The sequence below is a fragment of the Variovorax sp. FG153 genome, from assembly GCF_057809595.1.
The window spans coordinates 33,488-48,885 of record NZ_JBMDKG010000035.1 but is presented as its reverse complement, the minus strand read 5'-3'; the positions used below and the strand labels follow the sequence as shown (position 1 = coordinate 48,885).

The window sequence follows — 15,398 nt, the reverse complement described above, 5'->3', positions numbered from 1 at the left end:
CGACGGAGTGGGTGGTGAGTGAATGGGGTATTCAGGCGGCGGGCCCGGCTTCGGCCGCGACCTCGCAGATGTAGGAGCGGTGCGGCGCCGAGCCGCTGATCGGGTCGAGATCGCCGTCGTCGACCAGCAGGTTGAAGTTGGAGCCCTGATCGGAAAGCGGTGCGTGCGCAGGCAGGCCCAGCTGCTCGTTGCCCTGCCACCAGCCGTACTGCGCGCAGACCACGCGCGGATCGAGGCTGGGATCGAGCGTGGCCTTGAAGCGCACCGAGCCGCTCGGCGAGCGCACGCGCACCCACATGCCGGGCTTGATGCCGCGCGCGGCGGCGGTGGCGGGGTTCATGGCCACGAGCGGGTCGGGTGCCTTGCTGCGCAGCGATGCGACCTGCCGGTGCTGGCTGTGGCAGTACTGCGGCAGCTTGGCCGAGGTCAGCACGAGCGGAAAGTCCGGGCTTCCTTCGCGAAGCCGCAGCTTCGGTAGCGGCGGCACGTACACCGGCAGCGGCGACTGGCCATTCCGGTGCAGCAGCGCCGAATAGATCTCGACCTTGCCGGTGTCGGTCGCGAAGCGGAAGCCCGCGCCGTGGTGCTTCTGGTAGCGCGTCTTCAGCGGATAACGGATGCCTTCGGGGTGCTGCCTCAAGGCCTCGAGGCCGATCCCCAGCGGCTCGAGCATGTAGCGCATACCCTCGTCGATGTCGCCGCCCCAGAACCGGTCGGCCAGCCCGAGCCGCTTCGCGAGCTCGAAGACGACCCAGGCATCGGAGCGACTCTCGCCCACCGGCGCCACCATCCGCGGTCGCAGCTGCACCAGTTCCTCGGCACCCTGGTTCACCTCGAAGCCGATGCGCAACGCCTCGCGCTCCCAGGGCGTGCCGATCGGCAGCACCACGTCGGCGTATTGGGCGGTCGGGGTCAGCGTCAGGTCGGCATGCACGAAGAAGTCGAGCTGGCGCAGCGCCTCGGCACCGCGCAGCGGGTTGGCATGCGCGAGCAGCAGGTTGGCGCCGAAGCCGACCACGCCGCGGATCGCATAGGGCTTGGCTTCGAGAATGGCGCGGTACAGCGTGTCGCTGCCGATGCAGCCCTGCGCGGCCGGGCCGAGTGGAAGCTCGTCGATGCCCACGCACTTCGCGAGCTGCGCCGCCGACAGCAGCTCCTTGCCCGATGCCTTGCGCGCCGGCGGATGCGCGAAGTCCACGTTGCCGCCGGCCGCGTCGAAGCTGCCGGTGAGCGCATAGAGCAGCGCGATGGCGCGGTCGGTCTGCGTCGCGTTGGTGTGTTGGCCGACGCCCGACCACGCGTAGTAGCTGACGGGGCGGTGCGCGAACAGCAGCCGTGCCGTGTCGCGCACCTGCTGCGCGGGGACCCAGCACAGTTCCTCGGCGCGTTCGGGCGACATGGCCTCGCACAGCTCGGCATACAGCGCGAAGGCGGGCCGGCATCGAACGGGGCCCGTGGTCGCCTGCAGCGTCCTGGTGCCGAAGAGCGCGAGGGTGCAGTCCTGCGATGCGTAGCTGGCCGTGCCGGTGTCGTAGGGCACGATGGATTCGCTCGCCTCGTCGAAGGCCACGAGCCGCTGCGAGGCGAGGCCCGTGATATCGGCTTCGCGCAGGAACGCGCCCGTGTCCTCGCGCACCAGCAGCGGCCCGTTCGAGTGCCGGCGGATGAAGTCGATGTCGTATTCGCCGTTGCGGATCATCTCGCCGGCGATGGCCAGCGCCAGCGCGCCGTCCGAGCCCGGCCGCACGCGTAGCCATTGGTGGGCACGCATCGCGAAGCCGGCCTTGCGCGGATCGACCACGACGATCTTCGCGCCGCGCGCGAAGGCCTCCGTCACGCCCGTCGCATGGTCGAGCCAGGTGGCCGACGGGTTGTGGCCCCACAGCACGATGCACCGCGTGTTCGAGAAGTCCGGCGCGCCGATGCCGCGCCCGAAGGTGAAGCCGTGGGCGACGTCCTTGTGCCAGTTGCAGATCTCGGTGCCGCGGCACAGGTTCGGGCTGCCGAAGGCATTGACCAGACGTTCGATCCAGACGATGCCGTCGGACAGCGGCGAGCCGCTCGGCGAAGTGATGGCGAAGGACACCGACTCGGGACCGCGCTCGTCGCGGATGCGCCCGATGCGTTGCGCGACGAGGTCCAGTGCCTCGTCCCACGAGGCCTGGCGCCAGAGCGGATCGGCGGCATCCTTCGGCGCCGTGCGTATCAGCGGGTGCAGCAGCCGCTGCGGATTGGCGACCAGCTCGGGCGCCGCGCGGCCCTTCACGCAGAGGGCCTTGCCGGTCGGGTGGGAGGGGTTGGCTTCCTGGGCGATCAGCACGCCGTCCTCCACAACGCTGATCGAACCGCAGCGCGAGCGGCAGAGGGCGCAGAAGCCAGGGATTTTTTCGGCCATAGTTCCAGTGCCCAGGCGGACGCGGAAGTCCGGCCCGGCGCATGATTATATATAAAGTGAAGAAAGTATATATACTTTGAGAAAAGGCGCAACATGAAGGAAAGCAGCTCGCAAGTGGCCGCGGGGTCGGTCTACGAGACGCTCCGCTCCGAGATAGCGATGGCCGTGCTCGAACCCGGCGCGCCGCTGAAGCAGGACCACATCGCGGCGCGCTTCGGCGTCAGCCATGTGCCGGTGCGCGAGGCGCTCTCGCGGCTCGTCGCCGCGGGGCTGGCCACGGCCCGGCTCAACAAGGGCACCTCGGTGGCCTTCCTGAGCGCGCGCGAGGCGGTCGAGCTGATCGAGCTGCGCTGGCTGCTCGAAGGGCGGCTCATCGAGCTGGCCGTGCCGCATCTCTCGCGCGCCGACATCGCGCGCGCCACCGGGCTGCTGGACGAGCTCGGCAAGGCCAGGCAGGTCGAGGAGGTGTTCCGCCTCAACCACGAGTTCCACGCGAGCCTCTATGCCAAGGCCGACCGGCCGCTGCTGTTGCAGTCGGTCGAGTCCGCGCGGCTCAACCTCGGGCGCTATCTCTACCTACCGTGGAAGTCGAAGACCAACGTCGATCGCTCCGAGGCCGAGCACAAGAAGCTGCTGCGCCTGTGCCTGGCCGGCGATGCGCAGGGCGCGAAGGCGATGGTGATGGAGCACGTCATGCACACCGGCCAGCTGATCGTGGAGATCATCGAGCAGCAGAAGGCGAGCATCGCCATCGACTAGCCACAGAGGAAGCACGGGCTGTTGCTTCGCGATCCATGATTCGTCGCGATAATGGCACCCGTGCACGCCCTTCGAAAACTCTCGACCCTGCATCGCCTCGTGCTGGCGTGGTTCGTGCTGTCCCTGTCCGTCGCGGTCGCCTCGCCGATCGTCAAGCCTCAGCAGATCGACATCGTGTGCTCGGCCTCGGGCCACGTCACGATGGTCGTGCAGACCGAGGATGGCGCGGTGCCGATGGGCAGCATGGGCATGGACTGCCCGTTGTGCGTGATCGGCGGCCTGCCGCCAGCGATCGCGCAGGTCGAGGTGCCGATGCCGGCACCGCTGTCCTACGCCCTGCGTTCGATCCCCGCCGCGCGCATCGCCGCGGCCACCGCCGCGCCGCTGCCGGCGCGCGGGCCTCCTTCCTTCCTCTTCGCCTGAACCGCTGAATCCGTCGCGCGACGGACCCTGGCGTCGCCTCGCGGGCGCGCCGGTCCGCGCGCGGCGCCCATCGTTCGTCGACGGCATGCGCGGCCACGCGCCGCCGCGCCGTCAGCGCAGCCATGCGCTGCGAGAAGAGAGATCCCGTGCCTTTCATTGCCATTTCCCACGGCCGTGGTGCCGAGCGCCTGCGCGCGCGTGCGCTGTCCTGCTTCGCGCTCGGCGCCTTCGCCGCGCCGTTCGCGCAGGCCCAGGTCCAGACCACGCTGCAAGCGATCGAGGTCGACCCGCCAGCCGCGCCCGCGCCCAACGGGCGTCTCAACCTCGACACGCCCTCCGACACCGGCAGCCGCCTGGGCCTGACGCCGCGCGAGACGCCGGCCTCGGTCAGCGTGGTCGACCGCGCCACCATCGAGGCGCGCGGCGCGCAGGACACGCAGGAGATCCTGCGCGCGGTGCCCGGCATCACCGCGCACAACGCGCCCGGCAACATCGGCGTGAGCTACCGCGGCTTCGGCGCCGGCTCACTGAGCCAGATGTTCAACGGCATCAACGTGCAGTACTCGATCGCCGCGCGGCCGGTCGACAGCTGGATCTACGACCGCGTCGAGGTCATCGGCGGGCCCTCGAGCTTCCTGTTCGGCGCGGGCGCGGTCGGCGGCTCGATCAACTACATCAGCAAGCTCGCCGAGCCCGGCGACCTCACCGAGGCCCGGCTGCGTCTGGGCACGCAGCAGCTCAAGGAGGCCTCGATCGGGCTCAACCGCCGCATCGCGGGCGACGGCGGCGCGGGCAGCCACTACGCGCGCATCGACCTCAACCGCAAGGACGCCGACGGCTGGACCGACGGCACGCGCACGCGCGCCACGCAGCTCGCGGCTTCGCTGCTGTCGGACTTCGGCGGCGGCGTCACGCACACGCTGGCCTACGAATACCAGGACGAGTGGGTGGACCGCCCGTACTGGGGCACGCCGCTGCTCAATCCCGTGGTTGGCAGTCTGCGCGTGGACCCGGCCACGCGCTTCAGGAACTACAACAGCGCCGACGGCATCTACGCGCAGCGCGTGCAGTGGCTGCGTTCCATTGCGGACTGGCGCGTGTCCGGGGCGCTGCAGCTGAAGAACACCTTCTATGCCTACGACGCGCTGCGCGACTACCGCAACGTCGAGAGTTACCGCTTCAACGCGAGCAACACGGCCGTGATCCGCTCGGGTGCCCTGCTGCAGCGCCATGACCAGCAGGTGGTGGGCGACCGCATCGAGGGCCTCTACAAGGGGCAGCTCGCGGGCCTGCGCAGCGACTGGTCCTTCGGGCTGGACTTCAGCGTCAACAAGCAGACGCGCTTTCCGAACAGCCTGCCGGCCACCGTGAGCACGGTGAATCCGTACCTCTTCGCCACCGAACCTTTCTTCGCGGTGCCGGGCATGCGGCCGGGCTTCAATCCCGACCGCGACAACAAGGTGACGACCACCGCGCTGTCGATCGAGAACCGCACGGCGCTCGCGCCCTCGCTGCACCTCGTGAGCGCGCTGCGCCACGATCGCATCGAGCTCGAGCTGACGAACCGGCGCGCCATCACCGCCGCCGCGCCGGCCAGCTACCGGCGCAACTACAACCCGACCACGGGCCGCGTCGGCCTGGTGTGGGACTTCGCGCCCGGCGCGAATCTCTATGCGCAGTACGCGACCGCGGCCGACCCGCCCTCGGGCGTGCTGTCGACCGCCTCGTTCGCCGACGTGATGAACAACAGCGAGCTCACGACCGGTCGGCAGGCCGAGGTCGGCGCCAAGCTCGACTTCTGGCAGGGCAAGGGCACGGCAACCGTGGCGGCCTACCGCCTCTCGCGCAAGAACATCGCCACGCAGGACCCGAACAACAGCGCGCTGACCGTGCTCGTGGGCGAGCAGTCGTCGAAGGGCGTGGAGATCGCAGTGGGCCTGCAGCCCACGCCGCAGTGGTCGCTGCAGGGCAACCTGAGCCATGTCGACGCGAAGTACGACAACTTCGTGCAGAACGGCGTGTCACTCGCGGGCCGCACGCCGACCAACACCCCGGCCGTGGTGGCCAACCTCTGGGTGTCGTACGCGATCACGCCCACGCTGCAGGCCAGCGTGGGGCTGCGCCACGTGGGCAAGACCTACGCCGACGCGGCCAACAGCGCGCGCTGGCCTTCGTACACGCTGGTCGACCTGGGCCTGTCATGGAAGATCAACCGCTCGGTCACGCTGGTGGGCCGCGTGCGCAATGCCACCGACCGCATCTATGCGGCCAACCTCGGCAGCACCTTCGCCTACCTGGGCGCGCCGCGCACCGGCGACCTCAGCCTGCATGTCGCGTTCTGAGGAGGGCTGGTCGATGGCCCATTTCAAGCGCTGGCTGTTCCTGCTGCACCGCTGGCTCGGCATCGTGGTGTGCGCCTTCTTCGCGATGTGGTTCGTCTCGGGCGTGGTGATGATGTACGTGGGCTATCCCAAGCTCACCGAGTCGGAGCGGCTGCAGCACCTGCCGCCGCTGGCCGCCGATGCCGTGCTGCTCGGGCCGCACGAGGCGCTCGACGCGGCGGGTATCGCGGGGCCGCTCAAGGAGCTGCGCCTGGCCGTTGCGAGCGGCGGTCGCACCGTGTACCTCGCGCAGCCGGCGGACGGCAAGGGCAGCATCGTGATCGACGCGGCCACCGGCACGCCGCTGCGCCATGTCGACCGCGAACTCGCGATGGGCAGTGCCGCGGCCTTCGCCGGGCCGGGCGTGGGCCTGGTGTACGAGGGCACGCTCGACGAGGACGCCTTCACCCATTCGCGCGCACTCGATGCGCACCGGCCGCTGCACCAGGTGGCGCTGGTCGATGCCGCGCACACGCGGCTCTATGTCTCGGGCCGCACCGGCGAGGTGGTGCGCGATGCGCCGCGCGCCGAGCGGCTGTGGAACTACGCGGGTGCGTGGATCCATTGGCTGTATCCGTTGCGCGGCGGCGCGCTCGATCCGTACTGGGCCGACATCGTCAACTGGCTCTCGATCCTGGGCATCGCGGTCACGCTGATGGGCACGGCCGTCGGTCTCCTGCGCTGGCGCTTCGCGGGCCGCTACCGCAGCGGCTCGCGCTCGCCGTACCGCGGCTTCATGATGCGCTGGCATCACATCACGGGCCTGCTGTTCGCGGCCGTCACGCTGACCTGGATCTTCAGCGGCCTGATGTCGATGAACCCCTGGCGCGTGTTCGACAGCGGCGCGCCCGCGCTGCGCACCGAGGCGATGAATGGCGGGCCGCTCGGGCCGCCGGCCGGCGCCGCATCGCCCCAGGCGCTGATCGCGGCCGCGGGCGGCACGGTGCGCGAGCTGCACTGGACCCGCACCGCGGGACGCGATCTCGTGCTCGCGCGCGGCACCGCGCTGCGCCCCACGGTGCTCGATGCCGCGAGCGCCGCGCCCACGGCGCTGGATGCCGATGCGTTGAAGGCCGCGGTCGCGAGGCTCTCGAGCGCGCCGGTCGCGCGCATCGAGGTGCTGAACGCCTACGACAGCCACTACTACACGCGCGAGCCGCACACCATGACCGGCGGCGGCGACAAGCCGCTGCCCATCTGGCGCGTGGTGTTCGCGGACGAGGCCGGTACCTGGGCCCACGTCGATCCGCGCACCGGCGCCTTGCTGAACCGCAGCGACAGCCATCGCCGCGCCAGCCGCTGGCTGTTCGCGATGCTGCACAGCTGGGACTGGCGCCCGCTGCTCGAACGCCGTCCGCTGTGGGACCTGGCGATGGTGCTGCTGAGCCTCGGCGGCGCGGCGCTGAGCCTCACGGGCGTGGTGATCGGCTGGCGCCGGCTGGGCCGCAAGCTGGCACCGAAGCCGGCGGCCCGGCGCATTCCCCCATTCACTCCCTCGAAGGAACATCCATGACCCGCGTACTCCCGACGACCCGCCGCCGCCTGCTGCTGGGCACAGCCACGCTGCCCCTGTGGGCCGCGCTGGCCGCCTGCGGCGAATCCGAGCCGAAGCCGAGCTTCACCGGCACCGACATCACGGGCGCCAACTACGGCCGCGACTTCGCGCTCGCCGATCCCGACGGCAAGCGCCGCACGCTGGCCGACTTCAAGGGCAAGGTGGTGATGATCTTCTTCGGCTTCACCCAGTGCCCCGACATCTGCCCGACCGCGCTGACGCGCGCGGCGGAGGTCAAGCAGCAGCTGGGCGCGGCCGGCGACGACCTGCAGGTGATCTTCGTCACTGTCGACCCGGAGCGCGACACGCCCGAGGTGATGCGCGCCTACACGGCCGCCTTCGACCCGAGCTTCCTCGGCCTGCGCGGCGACCTCGCGCAGACCGAGGCGACCGCGAAGGAGTTCAAGGTGTTCTACGAGAAGGTGCCCACGCGCACCTCCTACACCATGGACCATTCGGCCTTCACCTACCTGATCGACCGCAAGGGCCGCATGCGCGTGGTGATGCGCCATGCGCAGAGCGCGAGCGAATTCACCGCGGACGTGCGCGCGCTGCTGGCGGCGGGCTGAGGGAAAGTCCTCATGCGCGGCGTCGCTCGCGCATAAGTTTTTGCCCGTCGCGCAAAAGACGCGCCGCGCGGCCGTCAATAGACTGCCCCGCATGCAGACCGACCCGACGCCCGCTGTGGCCCCACCGTTCTTCTCCCCCTCGCGCCGCGAGGGCGAGCTCGTCTTCGTCAGCGGCCAGATGGCCTTCGACGCCCAGTGGCGCATCGAGGGCGACACGGTCGGCGAGCAGACGCGGCGCTGCCTCGGTCGCATCGGCGAGATCCTCGCGACCGAGGGCCTGGGGCTCCCGATGTCGCGAAGACCACCGTGTGGCTCTCGCGCGTGGAGGACTTCGCCGAATTCAACCGCAGCTATGCCGAATGCTTCGACCCCGCCGCGGGCCCCGCGCCCGCGCGCTCGACGGTGCGCGCAGACCTGATGGTGCCGGGCGCGCTGGTCGAGATCGAAGCCATCGCGCATGCACGCCGCGCCCACCGCGCACCTGGAGCCTGACGCCATGAGCACCGTATCCCCCGCCGCCTCCGAGCTGCCCGACCTCGACCTCGAGGCCATCCGCGAGACCGCGCGCGCCAATGCGCAGGCACTGCTGCGCACGCCGGTCGCGCCGCTGCACGGACCCACGGTCGAGCGCCTGCTCGGCCGCGCCGACGTGCACATGAAGCTCGAGCTGTTCCAGCGCACCGGCACCTTCAAGGCGCGCGGCGCGCTCAACGTGGCGCGCCGGCTTTCGCCCGAGCAGAAGGCGCGCGGCATCACCGCGATGAGCGCCGGCAACCACGCGGTGGCCGCGGCCTTCGCGGCGCGCGAGGCCGGCGTCTCCGCGAAGATCGTGGTGCAGGCCTCGGCCAACCCGGCGCGCGTGGCGATGGCGCGCGCCTACGGCGCCGAGCTGCTGATCGCGCCCGACGGCGCCACCGGCTTCGCGATGGCCGAAGCACTGGTGCGCGACGAGGGCCGCAGCTTCATCCATCCCTTCGAGGGCGAGGGCACCTCGCTGGGCACTGCCACCGTGGGGCTCGAGTTCGCCGAGCAGGTGCCGGGCCTCGACACGGTGCTGGTCGCCGTGGGCGGCGGCGGCCTCGGCAGCGGCGTGGCCACGGCGATCCGCAAGCTGGTGCCCGGCTGCCGCGTGATCGGCATCGAGCCCGAGGGCGCCGACGTGATGCAGCGCAGCTTCGAGGCCGGCTCGCCGCAGCGCATGGAGAAGCTCTCGACCATCGCCGACAGCCTGGCGCCGCCGATGACCACGCCGATGGCCTACGGGCTGTGCCGGCGCCACATGGAGCGCATCGTGACCGTGAGCGACGACGAGATCTGCCGCGCGATGGCCGTGATGTTCCGCGATGCCAAGCTGGCGGTGGAACCGGCCGGCGCGACGGCGCTGGCCGCGCTGCTCGGGCCGCTGCGCGAGGAATTGCGTGGGCAGCGCACCGGGCTGATCGTCTGCGGCGCGAACCTCGATGCCGAGACCTACGTGCGCCAGCTCGCGCGCGGCGAGCAGTTGCTCGAGGCCTGAGCGCCGGCTTTTCCTCTTCGTTGCGTTCGTTGTTCCGTGGCCGGTGGGCGCGCGTCGCGCCCGCCAGCCGCCCGTTGCCGTCCGTCCCTTGTCTTTCGGAGATGTCCCGATGAAGCGTCGCGCCTTCCTGCCCCTGCTGCCCGCCGGCGTGATCGCCGCTGCCTTGCCGCCCCTGGCCGCGGCACAGCCTTCCGCCACGGCCGGACGCACCATCCGTCTGGTGGTGGGCTATCCCGCGGGCGGCACGGCCGACGCGGTGGCGCGTCTCTATGCCGAGGAGCTGCAGAAGCGCCTGGGCGCCACCGTGGTGGTGGACAACCGCCCCGGCGCGGGCGGCCAGATCGCGGCCGAGCTGTTCCGCGCGCTGCCGCCCGACGGCAGCGCGCTGCTGCTGGGCAACAGCCACATGTTCTCGACCCTGCCGCTGACCTCGCGCTCGGTGAAGTACGACCCGGTGAAGGACTTCGCGCCGGTGGCGCGGCTCGCGACCTTCGAGGTGGCGCTCGCGGTCAGTGCGGCGCAGCCCGCGAAGACCTTGCAGGAGTACCTCGCGCTGGCGCGCGCGAAGCCCGAGGCGCGCAGCTTCGGCGTGCCCGCCGCGGGCAGCTCGCCGCACTTCGTGGGCTACGTGGTCGGCAAGAAGGAGGGCATCGAGCTGCTGCCCGTGCCCTACAAGGGCGGCGCGCCGCTGCTGGCCGACCTGATGGGCAACCAGATTCCGGCCGCCGTCGATGCGCTCGGCGGTTTCCTGGGCGCGCACCGCGCGGGCAAGATCCGCATGCTGGCCGTGACCGGCCCGCGCCGCGCGGCCAGCGTGCCCGAGGTGCCGACCTTCGGCGAGCTCGGCTTCGGCGCGCTCGGCAGTTCGAGCTGGGTCGGGCTGTTCGCGCCACCCGGCACCTCGCAGGCGCTGGTCGATCGCGTCAGCGCGGCCGTGGCCGAGATCGCGGCGCTGCCGTCCACCACCGCGGGCCTGGCCAACGTGGGCTTCGATCCCGCGGCCGGCAATCCGCAGCAGTTGCGGGAGACGGTGCGTGGCGAACTCGCGCTGTGGCAGCCGATCATCCGGGAATCCGGCTTCCAGATCGATTGATGAGCGCAGCGCCGATAATCCCGACCGACACGCTGTTCAGCGCCGACTACGCGACGGCGCGCCGCAAGTTCCTCGCCGCCTGCGCGCTGCGCGGTCTCGCACCCGAGGTGCATGGCCATCCGCTCGCGGGCGCGCAGGGCGAGGCGCTCGCCACCGACGTGGTGCGCATCGGCCCGGCCGACGCGCAGCGCGTGCTGGTGCTGACCTCGGGCGTGCATGGCGTGGAGCTGTTCGCGGGCTCGGGCTGCCAGATCGACTGGCTGCTGACGCAGTCGGCCGACGACCTGCCGCTCGACACCGCGGTGGTGCTGGTGCATGCGATCAATCCCTGGGGCGCCTCCTGGCTGCGGCGCTACACCGAGGACAACGTCGACCTCTGCCGCAACTTCATCGACCACGCGCAGGCGCCGCCCTCGCACAAGTACGCGCCGCTGCATGCGGCGATCGCGCTCGATCCCGGCGATGCCTCGGCCGTGGCCGCGGGCGATGCGCTGCTCGCGGACTTCGCGCGAGTCCATGGCAGCGAGGCGCTCTACAACGCGCTGATGGCCGGGCAGTACAGCTTCGCGCAGGGCATGGGCTTCGGCGGCCAGGCGCCCACCTGGTCGCGCCTGACCATCGAGGCCGTGCTGCGCCGCCATGGCGCCTCGGCGCGCGAAGTCTGCCTGGTCGACTACCACACGGGGCTCGGCCCCTACGGCTACGGCTCGCTGGTCGCGCTGCAGCAGGGCGAGGCGCTGGCGCGCATGCGCGCGGCGTTCGGCGAATGGGTGGTGGCGGTGCACGAGAGCGGCGCGCCCGAGGATTTCGCGCCGGTCACGGGCCACAGCACGCCGGGCTACGAACGCGCGCTGCCGCAGGCGCGCGTGACGGCGGCCGTGCTCGAGTTCGGCACCGCGCGGCCGCAGCGCATGCTCGAGCTGCTGGTGCGCGACCAGCGCGAATGGGCGGCGGGCATCGGTCGCATGCAGCTGTCGGACACGCGGCGCGAGCTGCTGCGTTTCTTCTACCCGGGCGAGCCCGCGTGGCAGCGCAGCCTGGTGGACCAGTCGCGGCAGGTGATCGCGAACGCGTTGCGCTGGTTGCGCGCGACCTGAAGCCGCGCGGTCCTAGGCGTCGTCGACCTGCGCCAGCGAAGCGCGGAAGGCCTGCAGCAGGTCGTCGAAGTCGGCGCGCCTGCGGCCTTCCGCGACCGACAGCGCCGACACCGTCACCGGGATGCGCGGCGAGACGCTGCGCACCGACAGCGATTCGCCGCGCGAGAAGCCCGCGGTGAAGGAGTCGATCACGCAGGGCCCGAAGCCGTCGAGCGTGAGCAGCAGCGCGGACTGGTAGGTCTGCGCCGAGAGCCGCGTGCCCGCGAACACCGCGCTCTCCGACAGCAGGCCCAGCAGGGCCTTGCCGACGAGGTCGTCCTTGTCGATGCCGATGAAGTCGCGCGCCGCGATCTCGGCGATCGGCATGTCCGCAATGTCGGGGCGTTTTTTCGCCCCGGCTTCGCGGCGCTCGACCCACACCAGGTGGCCCGTGCCCACCACCTCGGCATCGACCGGAGGCGCGTCGATCTCGCCATAGGCGATGCCCAGGTCGCATTCGCGCAGCGCCACCGAGCGCGCGATCTCGTCGGAATGGAGGATCTTGATCGAGACCGCGCTGCGCGGATGGCGGGCCTTGAACGACGCGAGCGCGCGCGACAGGCAGGTGGTGGACAGCGAGGGCACGATCGCGACGCGGAACTGCGCCAGGTGGTCGGGCCGCAGCGACTGCGCGAGGCGCCGCAGTTCGTCGACCTGCTCGAAGATCTTCTGCGCCCGCAGATGCAGCTGCCGTGCCTCGGGCGTCGGCTTCATGCCGCCCTTGTCGCGCACGAACAGCGCATAGCCGAGCTGCTGCTCGGCATGCTTGAGCGTCTGCGTCACCGCGGGCTGCGTGACGTTGAGGATGCGCGCCGCGGCACTCACGCTGCCCGACAGCATGATCGCGTTGAAGACCTCGATGTGCTTGAGTTTCATAGGGGGGCCATTAGAAGACCTTATCGCGTTGCGTCAAATTCTGATTTGACGCTCCCGGGCCCCGGATCGGAGACTTCGATGCATGGAAGACAGACGGGGCGCGCCGATCATGGCGCACGCCGGAAGTCGATGGCAACAACCGGCATCGGGAACCTATGGCGCATTCATTGGCGGTGGACGACACCGCACGACACGAGATCGATCCAGGCCTGTTCGACACGCCCGAGGTGCGGCAGGCCTGCGTCGACCTCGCCGCCTGCTTTCGCATGGCTGCGAGGCTCGGCATGGAAGAGGGCATCTGCAATCACTTCTCGGCGGTGGTGCCGGGCTTCGACCACTGCTTCATCGTCAATCCCTTCGGACTGGCCTTCGAGGAGATTCGCGCTTCCGACCTGATCATCTGCGACTTCGACGGCCGCGTGCTCAAGGGCGACCGGCCGCCCGAGATCACCGCGTACTACATCCATGCGCGGGTGCACAGGAGCCTGCCGCGCGCCCGCGTCGCGTTCCACACGCACATGCCGTACGCGACCAGCCTCGCGATGGTCGAGGGACAGCCGCTGCAATGGGCCGGGCAGACCGCGCTCAAGTTCTACGGACGCACGGCAGTCGACGACTTCAACGGCCTCGCGCTCGATGCGATGGAAGGCGACCGCATCGCGGCCGCGATCGGCGATGCCGACGTGGTGTTCATGCGCAACCACGGCGTGATGGTGGTCGGCGCGACCATCGCCGAGGCCTGGAACGACCTGTACTACCTCGAGCGCGCCTGCGAGGTGCAGGTGCTGGCCGAGTCCACGGGCCGCAAGCTCAGTCCCGTGCCACCGGCACTGGCCGCGGCCACCTATGCGCAGATGCGCAGCGGAGGCAACGAGAGCGCGGTCCAGCATCTCGCGAGCATCAAGCGCCGCCTGCTCAAGACCGACTCCGATTACCTGCTCTGAACGTCACCCCGTACCTCACATGAAATCCCGTCTCCCGCACTTCGCCCTCGCCGCCCTCGCAATCGCCAGCCTGGGCGCGCACGCCGCCGAACTGACCGGCCGCCTCAAGACCATCAAGGAGCGCAACACCATCACCGTGGCCTACCGCGAGTCCTCGATCCCGTTCTCCTACCTCGGCGGCAACGGGCAGCCCATCGGCTATGCGCAGGACATCTGCCAAAGAATCGTCGAGGACATCAAGACCGCCATCGGCAGCCCGGACCTCGTGGTGAAGCGCCAGGCCGTGACCTCGCAGAACCGCATCCCGCTGATCCAGAACGGCGCCATCGACCTCGAGTGCGGCACGACGGTCAACAACCCCGAGCGGCAGGCGCTGGTGAGCTTCAGCACCACCTACTTCGTGGTCGGTACCAAGTTCGTTTCGCGCAAGGCCGACAAGCTCGCCACGCTGCAGGACCTCAAGGGCAAGACCGTCGTGGCGACCACGGGATCGAACACCGTGATGCGCCTGCGCGGCATCGACCGCAAGGAAAGCCTGAACCTCAACCTGATCCAGGCGAAGGATTTCTCGGACAGCATGCTGACCTTCACCTCGGGCCGTGCCGATGCCTTCTTCGAGGACGACATCAACCTGGTCGGGCAGATCTCGTTCTCGCTCAACCCGGCCGATTTCGCCTTGAGCACCGACACCCTGAGCCGCGATCCCTATGCGGTCATGCTGCCGCGCGGCGAGCCCGAGTTCAAGGCCGTGGCCGACAAGGCCATCGCGCGGCTGTTCGCCAGCGGCGAGATCAAGGCGCTCTACGACAAGTGGTTCCAGTCGCCGATTCCGCCGCGCGGCGTGAACCTGCATTTCCCGATGAGCGATGCACTGGCCAAGGTGATCGCGAAGCCGACGGATTCGCCGAATCCCTCGGACTATTGAAGAAAGGGATCCGCATGCCCGGCACCCGCAAGGTCGGCATTCTGGGCGGCATGGGGCCCGCGGCCGGCGCGGATTTCCTGCGGCTCTTCGTCGGCGCCTGCGAGGCGCGGCTGCGGGCCAGCGGCAGTCCCGTTTCCGACCAGGCCTTTCCAGAACACTGGCTCGCGCAGTTGCCGGTGCCCGACCGCACCCTGGCGCTGCTCGAGGACGGCCCTTCGCCCGTCGAAGGAATGACGAGCGGTATCGAGGGCCTGCGCAGCCACGGCGTCGCGAGCATCGCGATCGCGTGCAACACCGCGCATGCGTGGCACGCGAAGCTGCAGCGCTCGCATCCCGACGTGGAGCTGCTGCACATCGTCGAGGAGACCGCGAAGTACCTCGCGGCCCAGCGCATCGAAGCGGTGTGCCTGCTCGCGACCCAGGGCACGTACAGCCTGGGGTTCTATCAGGCAGCATTGGCGGAGCGCGGCATCGACTGCCATCTGCCGACGGAACCGGAGAGAGAGCAGGTCATGCGCGGTATCCGCGATGGCGTGAAGGCCGGGGATCTCGGGCTCGCGACGCGGTTGTTTGCCGAGGTGGCGCGGCGGATGGTCGAGCGGCATGGGTGCGACAGCCTGCTGCTGGCTTGCACGGAGATACCGCTGGCGCTGCATGGGGTGCCGGGGCATGCGGGGGTGCGGTTGGTGGATCCGGCGGAGGTGTTGGCGAGGGCGTTGGCGGGGCGGGCCTATGCGGTGGGTTGAGTTCGGACATGGCGCTCCTCCATAAGGAGGAGTGGCAATCCGGAAGTCGGGAACCGCTCATCCTCTGATGTAGCATCCGC

14 protein-coding genes and 1 pseudogene are annotated in these 15,398 nt (G+C 70.2%); 13 read left to right on the top strand and 2 right to left on the bottom strand.

The features are described from left to right. Positions 1-31: 31 nt before the first annotated feature. A complete protein-coding gene (locus tag ACODT0_RS29665; protein ID WP_057590088.1) occupies positions 32-2,395 on the bottom strand; it encodes a molybdopterin-containing oxidoreductase family protein in 2,364 nt (787 codons plus the stop codon). A 93-nt stretch (positions 2,396-2,488) separates the two neighbouring features. Between ACODT0_RS29665 and ACODT0_RS29660 the strand changes: the two genes are divergently transcribed. The 10 genes and pseudogenes from ACODT0_RS29660 to ACODT0_RS29615 all read left to right on the top strand — a co-directional run bounded on the left by ACODT0_RS29660 (position 2,489) and on the right by ACODT0_RS29615 (position 11,788). Continuing rightward, entirely contained in the window at positions 2,489-3,154 is a 666-nt protein-coding gene (locus ACODT0_RS29660; protein WP_057590087.1) for a GntR family transcriptional regulator, read from the top strand. 60 nt (positions 3,155-3,214) lie between these two features. Further along, positions 3,215-3,577, top strand: coding sequence for a DUF2946 family protein (locus ACODT0_RS29655; protein WP_082321667.1), 363 nt, complete (start codon positions 3,215-3,217; stop codon positions 3,575-3,577). A gap of 155 nt (positions 3,578-3,732) precedes the next feature. Further along, positions 3,733-5,919 carry a TonB-dependent receptor gene (locus tag ACODT0_RS29650; protein ID WP_409976571.1) on the top strand — a complete coding sequence of 729 codons (2,187 nt, stop codon included), beginning with the start codon at positions 3,733-3,735 and terminating at the stop codon, positions 5,917-5,919. A 13-nt stretch (positions 5,920-5,932) separates the two neighbouring features. Further along, positions 5,933-7,471, top strand: coding sequence for a PepSY domain-containing protein (locus ACODT0_RS29645; protein WP_261214609.1), 1,539 nt, complete (start codon positions 5,933-5,935; stop codon positions 7,469-7,471). Beyond that, a complete protein-coding gene (locus ACODT0_RS29640) occupies positions 7,468-8,082 on the top strand; it encodes an SCO family protein (RefSeq protein WP_057590083.1) in 615 nt (204 codons plus the stop codon). The genes ACODT0_RS29645 and ACODT0_RS29640 overlap by 4 nt, the downstream gene beginning before the upstream one ends. Further along, positions 8,024-8,305 (top strand): annotated as a pseudogene (locus ACODT0_RS29635) (hypothetical protein); the annotation flags it as partial. The gene ACODT0_RS29640 and the pseudogene ACODT0_RS29635, both read left to right, overlap by 59 nt. Positions 8,306-8,388: 83 nt before the next feature. After that, positions 8,389-8,574: a RidA family protein gene (locus ACODT0_RS29630; RefSeq protein WP_489042938.1), complete on the top strand. Its 186-nt coding sequence runs from the start codon at positions 8,389-8,391 to the stop codon at positions 8,572-8,574. A 4-nt stretch (positions 8,575-8,578) separates the two neighbouring features. Further along, positions 8,579-9,598 (top strand): pyridoxal-phosphate dependent enzyme, encoded by a 1,020-nt coding sequence (locus tag ACODT0_RS29625; RefSeq protein WP_057590179.1) that lies wholly within the window; start codon positions 8,579-8,581, stop codon positions 9,596-9,598. 109 nt (positions 9,599-9,707) lie between these two features. After that, on the top strand, positions 9,708-10,691 hold the full coding sequence (locus ACODT0_RS29620; RefSeq protein ID WP_489042937.1) for a tripartite tricarboxylate transporter substrate-binding protein: 984 nt from the start codon (positions 9,708-9,710) through the stop codon (positions 10,689-10,691). Beyond that, positions 10,691-11,788 carry a DUF2817 domain-containing protein gene (locus ACODT0_RS29615; protein WP_489042936.1) on the top strand — a complete coding sequence of 366 codons (1,098 nt, stop codon included), beginning with the start codon at positions 10,691-10,693 and terminating at the stop codon, positions 11,786-11,788. Before ACODT0_RS29620 ends, ACODT0_RS29615 begins: the two co-directional genes overlap by 1 nt. 12 nt (positions 11,789-11,800) lie before the next feature. Here ACODT0_RS29615 and ACODT0_RS29610 read toward each other — a convergent pair whose 3' ends face one another. Continuing rightward, entirely contained in the window at positions 11,801-12,703 is a 903-nt protein-coding gene (locus ACODT0_RS29610; RefSeq protein ID WP_261214602.1) for a LysR family transcriptional regulator, read from the bottom strand. A gap of 155 nt (positions 12,704-12,858) precedes the next feature. Between ACODT0_RS29610 and ACODT0_RS29605 the strand changes: the two genes are divergently transcribed. The 3 genes from ACODT0_RS29605 to ACODT0_RS29595 are packed head-to-tail and all read left to right on the top strand — an operon-like array spanning position 12,859 to position 15,318. After that, positions 12,859-13,647 carry an aldolase gene (locus ACODT0_RS29605; protein ID WP_261214601.1) on the top strand — a complete coding sequence of 263 codons (789 nt, stop codon included), beginning with the start codon at positions 12,859-12,861 and terminating at the stop codon, positions 13,645-13,647. Positions 13,648-13,666: 19 nt separating this feature from the next. After that, positions 13,667-14,572, top strand: a complete 906-nt coding sequence (locus ACODT0_RS29600; RefSeq protein WP_261214599.1) for an amino acid ABC transporter substrate-binding protein — start codon at positions 13,667-13,669, stop codon at positions 14,570-14,572. A 14-nt stretch (positions 14,573-14,586) separates the two neighbouring features. Beyond that, complete coding sequence (locus tag ACODT0_RS29595; protein WP_296729513.1) at positions 14,587-15,318, top strand: aspartate/glutamate racemase family protein; 732 nt, start codon at positions 14,587-14,589, stop codon at positions 15,316-15,318. The last annotated feature ends 80 nt before the right edge of the window (positions 15,319-15,398 follow it).